Raw genomic sequence first — 15,418 nt, 5'->3', positions numbered from 1 at the left:
CAACGACAAAGAAATTCTCATGAGCCCGATCAACGTCATCATCACTTTCGAAGCCAAGCCCGAGCGCGCATCCGCGTTCGCCGAACTCATGCAGCAGGTCAAGCAGTCGCTGCCATCGGCGGATGGATGCCGTGGCGTGCAGTTGTTCGGGCACGGCGACAACGACTGCGTGTTCACGCTGGTCGAGTCGTGGGAGTCACGCAGCCACCATCAGGCTCATATTGCGGGCGTGGTGTCGTCCGGCGCTTGGGACACGATGGCGGCTGAACTGGCTGGGCCGCCAGTCAGCAGCTATTGCAACGAGCTCTGATGCTGCGCGCTGGGGCTCGGGCGAGCAATCAGGCGGTCGGTGCGCCTGCCTCCCCCAGCAGCCAATCCCGAAACGCCACGACCCGCGCGTCCTCTTCGCTCCCTTGCGGATACACCAGGTAATACGCATACGGCGCCGCCATGCGCACGCCGACGTCGAACAGCCGCACCAGCCGCCCCTGCGCCAGGTCGCCCGCAATCATGTCCAGGTCGGCCAGCCCGACCGCGCCGCTTTCGACCACGGCTTGCACCACGAAGCTCGAATCGGCAAAGCCCACGCACCGGCTGTCGTCGAAGTTGTCGTCGACGCCGGCCGCGGCCATCCACATGCGCCAGTTGGGCCAGGTCATGGTGTCGGTCTTCCAGTCGACGTAGCAGAGCGTGTGGTGCAACAGGTCGCGCGGCTCGTTCAGCGGCGGCCCGGTCTCGATGAGCCTGGGGCTGCACACGGGCACGATGAGGGTGTCGAACAGCCGGTCGGCGCGCGCACCCTCATAGCTGCCGGTGCCGAAGCGGATGGCAATGTCGATGTCGTCGGCCTCGAAGTCGCGCAGTGTGTCGGTGATGTCGAAGGTCAGCTCCAGCCCCGGGTTGGCGGCCCTGAACTGCGGCAGCCTCGGCAGCAGCCAGTTGGTGGCAAAGCGCGCGCTCAATGACACGCGCAGGTGCGCCGCATTGCGCGTGAGCTTGCGGGCGCGGCCTGCGGCGCGGTGCAGGGTGTCTAGCGCGTCGGCAGTCGCCTCGAACAGCACGGCGCCGGCCGGCGTGAGCTGAATGCTGCGGCTGGTGCGCGTGAAGAGCACCACGCCCAGCTGGTCTTCTATTTCCTTGATCTGGTAGCTCACGGCCACGGGCGTGAGCCCCACCTCGTCGGCCGCGCGCGTGAAGTTCAGGTGCCGCGCGGCTGCCTCGAAGGTTCGCAGGGCGCGTGTGCCCGGCAGCATGCGGTTCATCGGCGTCGTCGTCGTCGTCAGTGCCATCGATCTTCAAGCTCCATTTGATGGTTCGTTGAGAACTACTAGTTTTTCAAGACGCGCGCGGCGCGTGACGATCGAACCAATCAAAGAACCCATGGATTGATTGGAGCAATTGAAGAATGTCTGCCAGCTTGAACCCGTGCGACGCGCGCCCTGACGATGAAGGCGCTGTTGTTGCCGCCGCGACGGAGAGAACAAAAGACCCCCTGCATTGGCCCGCGCGCATGTGGATTGCGCTGCTCATCTTCAGCGGCGTGATTCTGCTCGATGGGCTCGACATCTCGATGATTGCGGTGGCAATCCCCGAGATCCAGCACGCCTTCGGCATTGGCGCGGCCACGGCGCAGTGGCTGGTCAGCGCGTACATCCTGGCCTTTGGCGGCTTTCTGCTGCTGGGTGGGCGCTGTGCTGACTTGTTCGGCCGCAGGCGCGTGCTGGTGGCCGGGCTCGCGGTGTTCGCACTGGTGTCGGTGGGCGGCGCCTTTGCCACTGATGCGGGGCTGCTGATCGTCTCGCGCTTCGTCAAAGGCATGGCCGCGGGCTTCACCGGGCCGGCCGCGATGTCGCTGCTGACCACCACTTTTGCCGAAGGGCCGGCGCGCAACAAGGCCTTCGGCATCTTCAACCTGTTCGAGGCCTCGGGGTACTCGTCGGGCCTGCTCATCGGCGGGCTGCTGGCGGCGCTGAACTGGCGCTACATCTTCGTGCTGCCGATCCCGGTCGCCGTGCTGCTGTTGCTGGCCGCGCTGCGCTACCTGCCGCCCGATCCGCCGCGCATCAAGGGACAGCAGCGGCTCGACATCGGCGGCGCCGTCACGCTGGTGGCGGGCATGCTGCTGATGGTGTTCACCGTGGTGTCGGCGGAAGAGGCGGGCTGGGCCTCGCTGCGCACGGTCGGCGGGTTCGTGCTGGCCGTGGCGCTACTGGCGGCCTTTGTTGCCATCGAGCGCACGGTGAAAGAGCCGCTGGTGCGGCTGGGCATCTTCCGCAACCGTGGGCTGGTGGCGGCCAATGTAGGCGCCGCGCTGCTGTACGGCGGCGCGATGGGCTTTCAGTTTTTGATTGCGCTGTATCTGCAGAACATCCAGGGCTGGAAGCCGTGGCAGATGACGCTGGTGCTGCTGCCTGCGGGGCTGATGGTGGTGGTTATCGGTCCGAAGATCGGCGCGCTGATCAGCCGCTTTGGCGTGACGCGCGTGTTGATGGTCGGGCTGGTGGCGTTTGTGCCGTGCTATCTGCTGATGCTGCGCATCGGGCCTGAGCCTGATTTGTGGGGCGTGTTGCTGCCGGCTTCGGTGCTGTGGGGCGTGGGGTTTGCGCTGAGCATTTCGGCGCTGATGGTGGCCGGAACGAACGGTGTGGCCGACCATGAGCAAGGGCTGGCGGCTGGGCTGCTGAACAGTTCGCTGCAGGTGGGTGGGGCTTGTGGGCTGGCGGTGTTGACTGCGGCGATTGCGCCTGGGACGGAGCTGGCGATGCTTTATCCGGGGGTGGGGGTGATATTGGGATTTGCTGTGCTGACGTTGTTGGCGCAGTTGATACGGAGGAGGGGGTGACGTATCTCTGGTGCCAGCGCTACGCACCGTGGATCGCCGTCATGACCCAGAAGGTCACCCACAGCGCGCCCACCCCCAGCAGGCACATCCCCATCAGAAAGGCGGCCAGATAGCCGATTCGGTGCCAGAGCCGGGGAGCGCTCGGAACGAAGCGCCAGTAGATCCAGACTGCCCAGACTAAGAGAGTCGTGGCAGTAATCGGAGCGATGTTGTCAGTGATCGACTGGAACTTGTGCTGGTCCACTGCTCCAACGGCCACAAATACTGCTGGCATCGTGAGGAACCATGCCAGTACGCTCAGGCACCCGAGAGCGGTGCGCCGATGGTTGTTCATTCCTTCGTCATTGCGGAACACGTGGCTTGTGGAGATGGGCGCTCATCTGACATGAACACTCATGCGGACTGGCAGGAAGAAAGTCGAGTTGCACGGCTCTGACGCCTTGGCTCTTCTCCAACTGTTTCAGATATGCAGAAGCGGGCTTTTTGACATAGCCCTGGTCCGGCAGATAAATCTTCGTCTCATCGAATTGCAGGTTTTCCCGGAGAACGCGCGCAACATTGCGTGCCCGTTCTATTGCCAAGCTGTTCGGAGCCTGTTCGCCAGGTTCTGCGGAGGCGCTGACGTCGATGGATTCATGGTTCGGATATCTCGCGCGCAGGTCGGCCATCCAATTGGCCAGCCCAGACACTTGTGCTGCGGATACGGTCGCGGAGTCGCGATCGAAGTACACACCAATGACCTTCATCGGACTGCAGGCCTGCGCGGTCGGCGTAGCCATCAAGACGAGAGATGCCAGCAGGGAGCCAAGCACAACGGAAAGTCTTTGGTCTTGCATGATGAGCAATGTCCTCGTGCTACCGCTTGAAACCGGAAATCGGGACCGGATTGCAGTCCGGTAGCTTCAGCCCTTCGACGTCGGGATAGAGCTGGAGCGAGGCGAAATCGTTGCTGTCACCCAGGCCATTCATGGGTGACCTATACCCACGAGCGACGGTCGTAATCGGAAGGTCGGTCTTCAACAACATGCGCAGCGCTCTCGCCGTATTGGCTGCACGCTGTTCAGCCAACGCCTTTGCCTCCTGGGGCGCCGCGCTGGATGCCCCGACCTCGATCGACGCGCGCGTGTACATGGAGAAAGTTGCATATGAGCGGTTCAGCCATTCGGAAAGCTTGATGACCTGCGATCGATCCAGTGCCGCCGAGTCGCCCTCGAAACTCAGCTGGGTCTGCACGATGTAGCTGCATGCTGATGCTTGACAGACAGTCAGAGCCAGCGACAGCAGAGCGATGTATTTAGCCTTCATAGGGTTCATCCCATACGACGTAGCCAGTGATGCTGTCGGCGTTGGACTTCACGCCGTCAGGAGTAGTTTTTACTGCGTTCAAGGAGTCGCGAAGGTTCTTGAAGGTGTCCAGGCTGTCGAAGGTATCGTTGAAATGTGTCACCTCATGTATGAGGGTAGATAGCTGCGAATCGGAATCTCCAGAGGTACGCCGCAGGTCGCAGAAGTCAATATGAATCGCGATAGTGCGCGATTGGATATCGGGTTTGCAGACGGCGGCGACAGCTCCCCTTGGTGAGTCGATAGTGCATCCCACATGCCGCAGCGCCGTCGATGAATAGCGCACAAAGTTCTTCCCCTCCAAACCACGCAGTACCCGCTCGCAAGCTGCGAGACCGTTCTGTAGGTAGTCCCTGGTGGATGAGTCGTTGTTGCCAAACCATTGGGCGACGCGAGCCTGGTCTGTGCTATTCCAACGCCGAAGTTCCGGAAGGCGCTTCTTCGCGATCAGTTCGACGGCTCTATCGCGAATCTTCATCATCCGATCGGAGAACACCTTGTTTGTCATGTTCGGGCAGATGTTCTCTGTCTGTTCGGCCTCAGGTGGATGCGTGACACGATCATCGACGACCTGCTTGAAGGCTGCCATTTCCAAGCCGGAAGCTGTGGTCGCCAGAACGCCCAGCGCTGCCATGCTCGGCATGATTCCAGCCGCATGCCAGTCCTCATCGTCATATTCCGTCGATTGCTGCAGCCTGGAGAGCAGGGGCTGTGGCATCGGACAGTGACACACCACCACGTCGCCCTCCAACGCTACCTCCGATATGAACTGCGGACGTCTTGGCCCTCCTGCCTTCGCGATGATGCCAACGCTGTTGCACCCTTCGCAGTAGGCCCTGCCGCCGATCAATGCGGCTCGGTGGCCGAACAAATCGAGCATCGGGCCTTCGTAGGGCAGCACCCTCCCACCAGAAGCCGGCGGATCGCCGACCACGAGAAATTTACGCATCATCCTGAAAGCTCCCTGTTGTGTCCGGGAGTTGTAGGAGGAAGCGCGTGTTGACACTGTGGCCTAGTGTCAACCGGCTAGAAATTTTTCACGCCGACTGTAGTTTTCGATTTTTGAAGAGACACGGTGTGCGCCAAAGAAAGCCGACAGCGTTGCAAGCTACGTCGCTTTGGGAGTCAGCTATGCGAGTTAGACCGTCAATCTTCTTCTTGCTCATCGGCATGTTGGCAGCGAGTACCACCCAGGCGTGTTCTCGCGCATTTGCCATCGACCTCGACTTTGCACCTGCATCTGCCACCCTCGAGAAGTCGGAAGTGGTGAGGCTGGTTGGCTGGCTTGATAGGTGGCGGAAGGAGTTCCCGCGACTGGAGAGCGTCAGGGTCGATGGGATCGCTCCTGCGAATGCCAAGGGAGCCAAGGCGCTTGCGCATCGCAGGGCCGTGGAAACGGAACGTGCGCTCCGGATGCTTCTTGATGAAGTGCCGATTCACGCCACCTCTCATCTCAGCTCGCCTTCATCGACATTCAAAGGCGGGAACTATGCGGCGATCGATCTCGTTCCCTTTCAGGCCGACCTTCCTGATTGCAGCCCAGTCCCGATCCCAGGTTTCAAGCGCTGAAAGCGCAAAGTCAACGCTCCAAGCCATCCGGGAGGCTTGGATTGCATCCCACGCCAAACAGGAGGGCAGTCTCCATCACCGGGGTGCCGGTGGCTTGTAGAGCGGATCATCCCTTTGGCAAGGGCATTCATGCGGGCAGGCAGGCAGAAATTCGAGATCCACGCCGATCACGCCCTGCTTCTTCTCTCCCCTCCAGTTCGTTACTGAAGACGGAGCGACCACGTGAGCGCGCTCGGGGAGACGGAGCTTTGCCTCTTCGAGTCCAAGGTTGTCCCGGAGAACGCGAGCAACGTTGTGTGCTCGCTCCATCCCCAGGCTATCAGGCGAATGCTCTCCGGGCTCGGTAGACGCATGGAGGGTGATGGACCCGTGGTTCGGATACCTCACCCGAAGATCGGCCATCCAGTTCGCCAAGCTCGAGACCTGCGCTGCGGACACCGCGGCGGAGTTTCGCTCGAAGTAAACGTACGCGACTTTGATCGGGCGACATGCATAAGCGGATGGGGCGACCAACATTGCGAGGACTGCAGCCAAATGCCAGGCAGTCCGCCAGACAGTTGGTTGGCTCCTTCTCACGTGGCGCCTGCGATGCGGGCCGCGAATTTCTCGATCCATTCAATACACCCAGAGTTGATGACCCAGGAGGTGTACGTGGTCGAGCGAGTAAGCACTGTTGTCTATCGTTAAACGCCCGTTCGTATTTCACGGTGCGACGCACATTCGATTCAAGGCTCGTTGCTCGCAAGAAAAATTTTTCGCACCCCCTGCATCCAAACCCACCCCTGGCGTGTAGACCCTCCAGCAGCGAGGAGCTGCTGCCCATCTACAACCCAGGAGTATTTCCATGCACACCTCCCGTCCCACCCGCTCGCTTGCCGTTCTCGGCACCGTCTCCGCCGCTGCCGCCGTACTCACCGCCTGCGGCTCGATGTCTTCAGGCCCCACCTTCAACCAGTCCAGCCTGCCGCCGACCATCCAGGTGCCGGCCGGCAACAAGATCGCCATGGAAACCGTCGGCAAGGGCGACATCACCTACGAATGCCGCGACAAGGCCAACACCCCCGGCCAGACCGAATGGGTGTTCGTCGGCCCCGACGCCAAGCTGTGGGACCGCGGCGGCAAGCAGGTCGGCAAGTACTACGGCCCGCCGGCCACGTGGGAGTCGAACGACGGCTCCAAGCTCACGGCCACTCAGCTGGCTGTCGCACCCTCGGGGCCGACCAGCCTGCCGTTCCAGCTCGTGAAGGCCAATCCGGCCGTGGGCTCGGGCGCGATGACTGGCGTGACCTACATCCAGCGCGTGGCGCTGCAAGGCGGCGTGGCTCCGGCTGCCGTGCCGTGCACGCCGGCCACCAAGGGCCAGAAGCAGGTCGTGCAGTACCAGGCCGACTACATCTTCTGGAAGGCGTCCTGATCGGCGGGTGATTCAGCAGTGGGGCCGTTGGCTCCACTACCATCGGCCGGTGCAAAACCCGCCGCCTACCGTCGCGCCCTTCGACTACGACGCCGCTCTCATGGCTTGCGCCCGCGGCGATCGTCAGGCTTTGCAGCAGCTGTACCAGCGCGAGAGCCGCTACCTGATGGGCGTGGCGCTGCGCATCGTGCGCCAGCGCCAGCAGGCCGAAGACGTGCTGCACGACGCCTTCATCAGCATCTGGCAGCGCGCGGAAACTTTCAACCCGGCGCGCGGTGAGGGCCGTGGGTGGGTCTACAGCGTGGTGCGCAACGCCGCGCTGAACATGGTGCGCAGCGGCGCACGACAGGTGGACGTGAGCGAAGACGCCGCCGAAGCCATTGACGACCAGGCTGCGCTGGCGGCATACGCCTCGGCCGGCGATCCGTTCGAATTGCGCGCCGATCTGGGCAGGCTCGACAACTGCCTGAAAGGGCTGGAGCCGGCGCGGCGTGATTGCATCCTCTATGCGTATGTCGAAGGCTGCTCGCATGGCGAGATCGCTGAGCGGCTGCAGACGCCGTTGGGCACGGTGAAGGCCTGGATCCAGCGCGGCATGCGCGCGTTGCGGGAGTGCATGGCATGAGCGGCAGCAACAACCCGACCGACGACGACATCGACGCGCTGGCGGGCGAGTACGTGCTGGGCACGCTGTCGGCCGGCGCGCGTGCGGCGGTCGAAGCGCGCATGCATAACGAGTCGGCATTGCGCGAAGCCGTGCAGGGCTGGGAGGCGCGGCTGTTGCCGCTCACGGCGCTCGCTCCGCCGGCGGACCCGTCGCCTGCGCTGTGGGCGCGCATCGAGCAGAGCCTTGGCAACGTTGCAGAGCCGAAGCCTGCGCGTCCGTCGGCCTTCTCGAGCTGGTGGAACAACCTTCAGCTGTGGCGCGGCCTGGCCGCTGGCGGGTTCGCCGCCGCCGCATTGATGGTCGCGGTGCTCGTCATGCGCCCGTTGCCTCAGCCGCAGTACATGGTGGTGCTGGTTGCTCCGCAGGACAAGTCGCCTGGCTGGGTGATTCAGACCACCTCGTCGCGCCAGCTGAGCCTGGTGCCGCTGGGCACCTTCGAGGTGCCGCCGCAGAAGGCGCTGCAGTTCTGGACCAAGGCCGATCAGTGGCGTGGCCCGGTGTCGCTGGGGCTGGTCAAGCAGGGGCAGACGCTGCGCATTCCCATCGACAAGCTGCCGCCGCTGGAGCCGAACCAGCTGTTCGAGCTCACGCTGGAGCCCGAGAACGGCTCGCCCATCGACCGGCCGACGGGGCCGATCCAGTTCATCGGCCGCGCCGTCAAGGTGATGTAGCAGCGCTCGCTGCGCCTGTCCTTAACCATCGGTTAAGACCGGCTAAACAAGACGCGAATTGTCGGCGTGCCTCCGAATCGTGAGGATGCAAGGCGCCGACACGTTCGGAGCAGCATAAAAACAGGAGACAGCATGCACCCCAGAAACCTGAGCGGGCGCCAGTCACGCCTGCATTGGCTCACGGCGGCCGCGGCGGCCGTGGCGGCGATCGTGGCTGCCGCACCGGTCGAGGCCCGCGTCACCCGCATCGTGATCGACGATGTCTCGGCGCTCACGGGGCAGTCGATTCCCTACGAGCAGATCCGCGGTCGCGCCTTCGGCGAGCTCGACCCGAACGACCCGCACAACAGCATCGTTACCGACATCAAGCTGGGAGCGGACGCCGATGGCAAGGTGCGCTACGAGACCTCGTTCAATCTGGTGAAGCCGGTCGACATGAACCGCGCGAGCGGCTTTCTCTGGCATGACGTACCCAATCGCGGCGGTGCTGGAACCATCGTCGTCGAAGAGCGGGAACTGGGCGACATTGGCCTGCGCAGCGGCTGGCAGGCGGACAACGCCGGCAACACGGGCGTTCCAGTCAACCGCGCCTCGGGCACCAATCATTGGGTGGCGGCGCCTATCGCGAAGGTGGGTGGCGCGGCCGTCACAGGCAATGTGCTCGCGCGAATCGTCAATCAGAGCGGCCCGGACTCCAAGCCGCTGATGGTGCAGACGAACCCTGTGCCATATCTCCCGGCCACGCTGGACACGACCAAGGCGACGCTGAAGACGCACACGAAGGAGACTGTCGACGGCGTTGTCACCGAGGGGCCTGACATCGCCCCGGGCGACTGGGCATTCGCGAAATGCGACGCCGGCAACCCGTTTCCCGGTACGCCGATCGACAACAACCCCGCCAACGCACCTGGCAACCTGCCGGTGCATATCTGTTTGCGCAATGGCTTCGATCCCAAGCTGTTGTACCAGGTGGTGTACCCGGCACAGAACGCTTACGTCCTGGGCGTGGAGATGGCGGCATTCCGCGACGTTGGCACCTTCTTCCGCTACGAAGCCGCCGACGACTCCGGCACGCGCAATCCGGTTGCAGGCTTCGTCAAGGGCACGGCCGTGCGGGGTGTGTCGCAGTCCGGAAACATGGTGCGGCAGTTCATCTTCATGGGCCTGAACCAGGACGAACGCAACCGCATGGTCTACGACGGCGCCTGGCCGATCATCGCGGGCCGCCGGGTGGCCGCCAACTCGCGCTGGGCCCAGCCGGACGGGGTGCTGGAGCTCTACCAGCAGGGCAGCGAAGGCCCGCAGTGGTGGGCGGACTGGCCAGACCCGGTGCGCAAGCAGCCCACCGGCAGCATCTTCTCGCGTTGCGACAAGAACAGCACCTGCCCGAAGGTGATCGAGCATTTCGGGTCGGCCGAGGTGTATGCGCTGAAGCTGACGCCGGAGTGGATCGGCACGGCTGGCGACGCGGACATTCCGTTGCCCCGCAACGTTCGCCGCTACTACGTGCCGAGCAGCAGCCACGGCGGCGGATCTGGTGGCTTCGCGCACATGCCGCCGGAGACTGCCACCAGCCCCATCTGCCCCGGCAACAGCTTTGGCCGCGGCACTCTGGCGGCGAACCCGGTGCCGCACACGGAGATCACCAACGTGCTGCGCATGGCCATGCGCGACTGGGTGTTGAAGGGCACACCGCCGCCGCCGAGCCGGTGGCCCACGCTGGCGGGCAAGACGCTGGTTGACGCGAACAAGGGGGCAATGGGCTTTCCGGGCGCCGTGCCCGGCGTTCCGGACTCGATCTTCCAGCGGGAGAACTTTGCGTTTCCGGTGTTCGACTACGACTGGGGCCCGCAATTCGATCACGCGGAAGCTTCTGGCGTGCCAACCAACGTGCCGCCGGTCATCAGGAAGGTCATTCCGATGAAGGTGCCGAAGGTCGATGCCGACGGCAACGAGATCGGGAGTGTGCCCACCGTGCTCGTGATGGCTCCGTTGGGCACCTACCTGGGCTTCAACATCACCGCCGAGGGTTTTCATCAGGGGCAGGTGTGCAACTACGTGGGCGGTTATGTGCCGTTCGCGCGAACGCGTGCCGAGCGCATCGCCCGCGGCGACCCGCGCCTGTCGCTCGAGGAGCGCTATGGCAGCCATGAGGGCTACGAGGCCGCGGTTCGCGCTGCAGCCTTGAAGGCGTTTGCCGAGGGCTTTCTTCTGCCTGCCGATCGCGACCGGCTCATCCGGCAGGCGTCCGAGAGCGCTGTGCTTCGCTGAACGCGGCAGTACCCTCGATCATTTCCACGAGGGCGGCTGCCGGTACGGACAGTTCCGAGCGGCTGCGCATGGCCAGCAGCAGCACGCGCTCCATCTCGATGCCTTCGAGGCCAACCTGCACGAGGCCGAGGGCCTGGGCATAGAGCGCGGCAGCGGCGCGCGGCAGGATCGCCAGGCCCAGCCCCGATGCGACCATGCGGCACATCGAATCGAAGCTGCGCACCTGAACCCGGATGCGGGGCGTGCGCTGTACCGCGTCGGCCGCCGCCATCACCTTGCGCGTGAGCGACGCGCTTCGTGCCAGCGTGACGAGGTCGTGGTCGAACACGTCCTCGATGGAGGCGTTCTGCCGGCCCTCCAGCGCATGGCCTGCCGGCACGAGCAGGACCAGCTGGTCGATATTGCAGACGATGGTCTCCAGGCCTTCACGCGGCACGTTGTCGCCGATGACGGCGAGCTCCGCCGTGCCTTTAAGCACGGCGCGGATACCGTCCTCGCTCAATGCGTCTTCCATGTCGATCACGACATGGGGATAGCGGCGGGCATACGCCGCCAGCACGCTCGGCAGGAAGCCTCCGAAAGCGGAAGGATTGGCGCACAGCCGCAGGTGGCCGGTGGCACCCGATTGAAGATCGTCAACGGCCTGCACGAGTTGCTCCAGCCGCGCGATCACCTCGATGGCGTGTCGGTGCAGGGTCTGTCCCTCCGGCGTGGCGGTCACGCCGCGCTGCCCCCGCTGGAGCAGGGCGACGCCGCAATGCCGTTCGAGGTCGGTGATGCGCTTGCTCACTGCCGGGAGCGAAACGCCGAATCGATCTGCGCCCGCCGTCAGGCTCCCTGCATCGACGACTGCGACGAAAAGGCGCAGGGAGATGAGATCGAAACGGTTCAGGTTGAGCATGGCGGTTGGATTTGACCACCGCTGCCATCAAGGCTCTGCAGCAGCAGCGGCTCCCCTGCTGGCCGCAACGGCGGCAACGATGCCGATGGCCCCTACCAGCAGGCAAAGCGAAAAGATCACGCCACGCGTCTGCGTCGCATCCGCAAACGCACCGACGATCAGCCCCGCAAGCGGCTGCGTCAGGTTGTTCAGCAGCACGATCACCCCGGTGGTCTTGCCGTAGTCCTTCACCGGAATGATCCGCTGCCGGTGGATGCGGATGTAGATGCTGAACATCTTGTCGAACCCGATCACCAGCAGGAAGCCAGCCGCGTAGCCCCAGTGGCTGGTGCTCGCGGCCGTGAGCAGGCCGCCGGCCAGTATCAGCAGGTAGGCGGTGATGCCCATGCGCTTCAGCGCGATCGATCCCCGGATGATCGCCAGCAGGATCACGATGGTGGCCACGGCCCCGAGCGTCTGCAGCCCGGCGTAGTAGGTGGCGGAGCGCTGGTGCAGCCCGGTGACCATCGCGGCGGAAGAGGCCAGCGTGGTGCCGAGCATCAGGTTCACGCCGGACGTGAGCATGGTCAGCCGCAGCAGGCCCGGCAGGCGCAGCAGGTGGCCGAGTGCGGTGGCGATGGGTTTCAGCAGATGCTGCCCTGGCTCGCCCTGCGGCTCGTGCAGTTCGACGGGGTTGCCGCGCCGCCACCAGGCAGTGGCTATGTCGGCCAGCAGGAACAGCGCCGCCGCGGCGCCCACTGCCGCCTGCCAGGGCCACACTGCAATCAGTGCAGCCGCCAGCAGGGGGCCGAGCACCATGCCGGTCTGGTCGGCGGTCTGTGCGTAGGCCAGCACCTTGTCGAAGCCCAGGCCCCGGGTTCCGCTGGCGATCTGCGGGAGCATCACCTCGCGGGCCATCATTCCCTGCGTGGTGAGCACGCCGCACACGGCCGACAGCCCCACGAGCCAGCCGATGCCGCCCATGGCCTCGTTGCCCAGCACGCCGAGCACGCACACCAGCGCGCGAAACACCTGGCTGCCGCGCAGCAGCTTCAGCGGCGAGATGCGGTCGCACAGCGCGCCGCAAACGGGAAACGAGAGAAAGCGCGGCAGCGTCTCGGCCGCGAAGGCGTAGCCCGACCACGCCACATCCTGCGTCACCTGGAACACCACGAGCGGCACCAGGAACAGCAGGATCTGGTCAGCCAGCTTGGAGACGAAGAGCGAGAAGAGAAAAGCCGGAAACTTCATCGTGCCGGCATGGCCTGCGCAAACCCCGAGGGGAGAAGGGTGGGGAGCGCGGCGGCGGCGGGCATGCGCTGAAGATAATCGAAACATGATCGCGCTCGACTGCTACTACAGCCTCTCTTCCCCCTGGGCCTACCTCGGCGGCCCGCAACTTCAAGACATCGTGCGCCGCCACCACGTGCGGCTCACGCTCAAACCGTACGACTTCCAGGCGGTGGTGCCGCAGACCGGCGGCATTCCGCTGAAGACACGGCCCGAGCCGCGCCGCACGTACCACGCGCTGGAGCTCGCCCGCTGGAGCGACTACCTCGGCATGCCGCTGAACCTGGCGCCCGCGCACTACCCCAAGGGCGCGCCGAGCGATCCAAACTGGAACAAGTACCCGGGCTGGATGGTGATTGCCGCGCAGCTGCAGGGGCTCGACGCGCAGCCGCTGTCGCATGCGCTGCTGCGCGCGCTGTGGGCCGAGGAGCGCGACACCTCGCAGGCCGAAGTGCGCATCGCGGTGGCCGACGAGACCGGCTACGACGGCGCCTCGCTGCAGGCGCTGGAGCAGTCGGCCGAGACGCTGGCGGCTTACCGGGTCTACAGCGCGGAGGCGGTGGAGGCGGGTGTGTTCGGGGCGCCGACTTTCATTCTGAACGGTGAGCGGTTCTGGGGGCAGGACCGATTGGCGTTTCTGGACCGGGCGCTGGACAAGCTGCGCGTGGCGGGCTGACGCTCCCCCTCACTGCCACCCGGCCGAGCGCGGCAGCAGCGCCGGCACCAGCGTGCGGTTCATCCGCTCGCGCCACCAGCGCAGCGCTTGCCCCTGCGCGCCGGTCTTCCACGCCAGCCAGAAGGCCTCGGGTGGGCGCGGCTCCTCGGTGGGCAGCTCGACCAGCGTGCCGCGCTTGAGTTCGCCCAGGATGCAGGCGCGCGGCAAAAAGCCGTGGCCCAGGCCGGCCACCTGGCAGGCGATCTTCGCGGGCATCGAGGGCACGGTGATGCGCGGCTGGCCGGCCAGCAGGCCGACAGTGCGCTCCGACAGCGTGCGTGCGCTGTCGCCCACCACGATGGCGTTGCACTCCAGCAGGTCGCCGCGCTGCAGCGGCCGGCCGAGCCGGGTGAGCGGGTGCGAAGGCGCCACGCAGAACGCGAAGTCGAGGCTGCCCACGGTCACGGCCTGGTAGCCGCCGCCGGCCGGGCCTTCGCCCGCGGCGATGACGATGTCGGCGCGGCCCTCGCGCAGCGCCTCCCAGCTGCCGGTGAGCGCCTCGCAGCCGATGCGCAGCCGCGTGCCGCAGCGCAGGTCTTCGAAGGCGCGGATGTCGTCGATGAGCGCTTGCGTGGGAATGAGCGAGTCATGCACGAGGCGCAGCTCCGACTCGTAGCCGGTGGCGATCAGCCGCATGCGCGATTCGAGATCGCTCGCGGCGCTGAGCAGCCAGCGGCCCTCCTTGAGCATTTCCTCGCCGGCGGCGGTGAGGGTCACGCGCGGGCCGTTGCGCTCGAACAGCAACATGCCTAGCTGTTCCTCCAGCTTGCCCACGGCGTACGAGATGGTGGAGGGCACCTTGTTCAGGCGAGTGGCGGCGGCGGCGAAGGAGCCGTGGCGGGCGATGGCGTCGACGACCTCGATGGCTTCCAGGCTGAGTTTGAGCACGCTGCGGTTCCTTGAAGAAGAAAAAAGGAGTGAGAAAGGGGTGAAAAAAGAATGATCGAAAACTTCGATCATTGCCTGTGAAAAGTTTCGTCGATGACAGTTGATGCGGACCCGATGATTCAGTCCATGCCAAGGAGATTCCCTCCGAAAGCAATTGTGAATTCAATCGAATATCCACTCAACCGCAAGGAGCTTCACATGTCCATCAAGGCCACCCCCACCGCCGGCGCCAAGCTGCTCACCCCCACCGACCACACGCTGGTGATGATCGACTTCCAGTCGCAGATGGCCTTTGCCACGCATTCCATCGACGCCGTGAACCTGCGCAACAACGCCGCGCTGGTGGCGCAGGCGGCGGCCGGCTTCGGTGTGTCGACCATTCTCACGACAGTGGCCGAGAAGAGCTTCTCGGGCCCGATGTTCAGCGAGATCACCGACGCCTTTCCGGGCCAGAAGATGCTCGACCGCACCTCGATGAACACCTGGGAAGACGCCGCCGTGATCGAGCGCGTGAACCAGATCGGCAAGCCGCGCATCGTGCTGGCGGGCCTGTGGACCAGCGTTTGCATCGTCGGCCCGGCGCTGTCGGCGCTCGACCAGGGCTTCGAGGTGTACGTGATTGCCGACGCCTGCGGCGACGTATCGGCCGAGGCGCACAACCGCGCGATGGAGCGCATGGTGCAGGCCGGCGCGCAGCCGATGACCTCGCTGCAATACCTGCTCGAGCTGCAGCGCGACTGGGCCCGCGGCGACACCTACGAGCTGACCACCGGCATCGCGAAAAAGGTTGGCGGCGCCTACGGCCTTGGCGTGACTTACGCCAAGACCATGTTCGGCGCGCACGAAGGCTGAGCGCCAGGGTGAACA

The 15,418-nt window shown here is 64.8% G+C and carries 17 protein-coding genes; 9 read left to right on the top strand and 8 right to left on the bottom strand.

Features of this window, described 5'->3' with window-relative positions:
* Positions 1–19 precede the first annotated feature (19 nt).
* Positions 20–310, top strand: a complete 291-nt coding sequence (locus NWF24_RS27240) for a putative quinol monooxygenase (protein WP_258351258.1) — start codon at positions 20–22, stop codon at positions 308–310.
* A gap of 28 nt (positions 311–338) precedes the next feature.
* On the opposite strand, the gene NWF24_RS27235 is transcribed toward NWF24_RS27240, so the two are convergent.
* Positions 339–1,262, bottom strand: coding sequence for a LysR substrate-binding domain-containing protein (locus NWF24_RS27235; protein ID WP_258355360.1), 924 nt, complete (start codon positions 1,260–1,262; stop codon positions 339–341).
* A gap of 143 nt (positions 1,263–1,405) precedes the next feature.
* Here NWF24_RS27235 and NWF24_RS27230 point away from each other — a divergent pair, with 143 nt between their 5' ends.
* On the top strand, positions 1,406–2,842 hold the full coding sequence (locus NWF24_RS27230) for an MFS transporter (RefSeq protein ID WP_258351257.1): 1,437 nt from the start codon (positions 1,406–1,408) through the stop codon (positions 2,840–2,842).
* A gap of 19 nt (positions 2,843–2,861) precedes the next feature.
* Here NWF24_RS27230 and NWF24_RS27225 read toward each other — a convergent pair whose 3' ends face one another.
* The 4 genes from NWF24_RS27225 to NWF24_RS27210 are packed head-to-tail and all read right to left on the bottom strand — an operon-like array spanning position 2,862 to position 5,138.
* Positions 2,862–3,197, bottom strand: coding sequence for a hypothetical protein (locus tag NWF24_RS27225; RefSeq protein WP_258351256.1), 336 nt, complete (start codon positions 3,195–3,197; stop codon positions 2,862–2,864).
* Positions 3,184–3,678 carry a hypothetical protein gene (locus NWF24_RS27220; protein ID WP_258351255.1) on the bottom strand — a complete coding sequence of 165 codons (495 nt, stop codon included), beginning with the start codon at positions 3,676–3,678 and terminating at the stop codon, positions 3,184–3,186. The genes NWF24_RS27225 and NWF24_RS27220 overlap by 14 nt, the downstream gene beginning before the upstream one ends.
* Positions 3,679–3,697: 19 nt before the next feature.
* Complete coding sequence (locus tag NWF24_RS27215) at positions 3,698–4,147, bottom strand: hypothetical protein (protein WP_258351254.1); 450 nt, start codon at positions 4,145–4,147, stop codon at positions 3,698–3,700.
* Complete coding sequence (locus NWF24_RS27210; protein ID WP_258351253.1) at positions 4,137–5,138, bottom strand: M35 family metallo-endopeptidase; 1,002 nt, start codon at positions 5,136–5,138, stop codon at positions 4,137–4,139. The genes NWF24_RS27215 and NWF24_RS27210 overlap by 11 nt, the downstream gene beginning before the upstream one ends.
* Before the next feature lie 206 nt (positions 5,139–5,344).
* Between NWF24_RS27210 and NWF24_RS27205 the strand changes: the two genes are divergently transcribed.
* From NWF24_RS27205 to NWF24_RS27185, 5 genes are all read left to right on the top strand, one after another.
* Positions 5,345–5,755, top strand: a complete 411-nt coding sequence (locus NWF24_RS27205; RefSeq protein WP_258351252.1) for a hypothetical protein — start codon at positions 5,345–5,347, stop codon at positions 5,753–5,755.
* Between the two features lie 844 nt (positions 5,756–6,599).
* The gene (locus NWF24_RS27200; protein WP_258351251.1) at positions 6,600–7,169 is read left to right on the top strand and encodes a DUF3455 domain-containing protein; all 570 of its coding nucleotides are present in this window, start codon (positions 6,600–6,602) and stop codon (positions 7,167–7,169) included.
* A gap of 100 nt (positions 7,170–7,269) precedes the next feature.
* Entirely contained in the window at positions 7,270–7,794 is a 525-nt protein-coding gene (locus NWF24_RS27195; protein ID WP_375338490.1) for a sigma-70 family RNA polymerase sigma factor, read from the top strand.
* Complete coding sequence (locus NWF24_RS27190) at positions 7,791–8,507, top strand: anti-sigma factor (RefSeq protein WP_258351249.1); 717 nt, start codon at positions 7,791–7,793, stop codon at positions 8,505–8,507. The genes NWF24_RS27195 and NWF24_RS27190 overlap by 4 nt, the downstream gene beginning before the upstream one ends.
* A gap of 132 nt (positions 8,508–8,639) precedes the next feature.
* Complete coding sequence (locus NWF24_RS27185; RefSeq protein WP_258351248.1) at positions 8,640–10,778, top strand: alpha/beta hydrolase domain-containing protein; 2,139 nt, start codon at positions 8,640–8,642, stop codon at positions 10,776–10,778.
* Here the strand turns inward: NWF24_RS27185 and NWF24_RS27180 are convergent.
* Both NWF24_RS27180 and NWF24_RS27175 read right to left on the bottom strand, forming a co-directional pair.
* Entirely contained in the window at positions 10,741–11,679 is a 939-nt protein-coding gene (locus tag NWF24_RS27180) for a LysR family transcriptional regulator (protein ID WP_093078584.1), read from the bottom strand. The two genes, NWF24_RS27185 and NWF24_RS27180, sit on opposite strands and share 38 nt — an antisense overlap.
* Positions 11,680–11,706: 27 nt before the next feature.
* A complete protein-coding gene (locus tag NWF24_RS27175; RefSeq protein ID WP_258351247.1) occupies positions 11,707–12,909 on the bottom strand; it encodes an MFS transporter in 1,203 nt (400 codons plus the stop codon).
* A gap of 85 nt (positions 12,910–12,994) precedes the next feature.
* Between NWF24_RS27175 and NWF24_RS27170 the strand changes: the two genes are divergently transcribed.
* Positions 12,995–13,624 carry a 2-hydroxychromene-2-carboxylate isomerase gene (locus tag NWF24_RS27170; RefSeq protein ID WP_258351246.1) on the top strand — a complete coding sequence of 210 codons (630 nt, stop codon included), beginning with the start codon at positions 12,995–12,997 and terminating at the stop codon, positions 13,622–13,624.
* Positions 13,625–13,633: 9 nt separating this feature from the next.
* On the opposite strand, the gene NWF24_RS27165 is transcribed toward NWF24_RS27170, so the two are convergent.
* Positions 13,634–14,551, bottom strand: coding sequence for a LysR family transcriptional regulator (locus NWF24_RS27165; protein WP_258351245.1), 918 nt, complete (start codon positions 14,549–14,551; stop codon positions 13,634–13,636).
* A gap of 198 nt (positions 14,552–14,749) precedes the next feature.
* Here NWF24_RS27165 and NWF24_RS27160 point away from each other — a divergent pair, with 198 nt between their 5' ends.
* Positions 14,750–15,403 (top strand): hydrolase, encoded by a 654-nt coding sequence (locus tag NWF24_RS27160; RefSeq protein WP_093056307.1) that lies wholly within the window; start codon positions 14,750–14,752, stop codon positions 15,401–15,403.
* Positions 15,404–15,418: the final 15 nt, after the last annotated feature.

This window comes from Variovorax paradoxus (genome assembly GCF_024734665.1).
Taxonomy (GTDB): Bacteria; Pseudomonadota; Gammaproteobacteria; order Burkholderiales; family Burkholderiaceae_C; genus Variovorax.
Note: the sequence above shows the minus strand (reverse complement) of the source record. Positions and strands in the feature narration are given on the sequence as shown.

Excerpts from the sequence above, each read along its gene's own strand:
- NWF24_RS27210 (WP_258351253.1), bottom strand. The coding sequence starts at position 5,138 with ATGATGCGTAAATTTCTCGTGGTCGGCGATCCGCCGGCTTCTGGTGGG.
- NWF24_RS27220 (WP_258351255.1), bottom strand. The coding sequence starts at position 3,678 with ATGCAAGACCAAAGACTTTCCGTTGTGCTTGGCTCCCTGCTGGCATCT.
- NWF24_RS27195 (WP_375338490.1), top strand. The coding sequence starts at position 7,270 with ATGGCTTGCGCCCGCGGCGATCGTCAGGCTTTGCAGCAGCTGTACCAG.
- NWF24_RS27170 (WP_258351246.1), top strand. The coding sequence starts at position 12,995 with ATGATCGCGCTCGACTGCTACTACAGCCTCTCTTCCCCCTGGGCCTAC.
- NWF24_RS27230 (WP_258351257.1), top strand. The coding sequence starts at position 1,406 with ATGTCTGCCAGCTTGAACCCGTGCGACGCGCGCCCTGACGATGAAGGC.
- NWF24_RS27185 (WP_258351248.1), top strand. The coding sequence starts at position 8,640 with ATGCACCCCAGAAACCTGAGCGGGCGCCAGTCACGCCTGCATTGGCTC.
- NWF24_RS27215 (WP_258351254.1), bottom strand. The coding sequence starts at position 4,147 with ATGAAGGCTAAATACATCGCTCTGCTGTCGCTGGCTCTGACTGTCTGT.
- NWF24_RS27160 (WP_093056307.1), top strand. The coding sequence starts at position 14,750 with ATGTCCATCAAGGCCACCCCCACCGCCGGCGCCAAGCTGCTCACCCCC.
- NWF24_RS27235 (WP_258355360.1), bottom strand. The coding sequence starts at position 1,262 with ATGAACCGCATGCTGCCGGGCACACGCGCCCTGCGAACCTTCGAGGCA.
- NWF24_RS27180 (WP_093078584.1), bottom strand. The coding sequence starts at position 11,679 with ATGCTCAACCTGAACCGTTTCGATCTCATCTCCCTGCGCCTTTTCGTC.
- NWF24_RS27175 (WP_258351247.1), bottom strand. The coding sequence starts at position 12,909 with ATGAAGTTTCCGGCTTTTCTCTTCTCGCTCTTCGTCTCCAAGCTGGCT.
- NWF24_RS27190 (WP_258351249.1), top strand. The coding sequence starts at position 7,791 with ATGAGCGGCAGCAACAACCCGACCGACGACGACATCGACGCGCTGGCG.
- NWF24_RS27240 (WP_258351258.1), top strand. The coding sequence starts at position 20 with ATGAGCCCGATCAACGTCATCATCACTTTCGAAGCCAAGCCCGAGCGC.
- NWF24_RS27200 (WP_258351251.1), top strand. The coding sequence starts at position 6,600 with ATGCACACCTCCCGTCCCACCCGCTCGCTTGCCGTTCTCGGCACCGTC.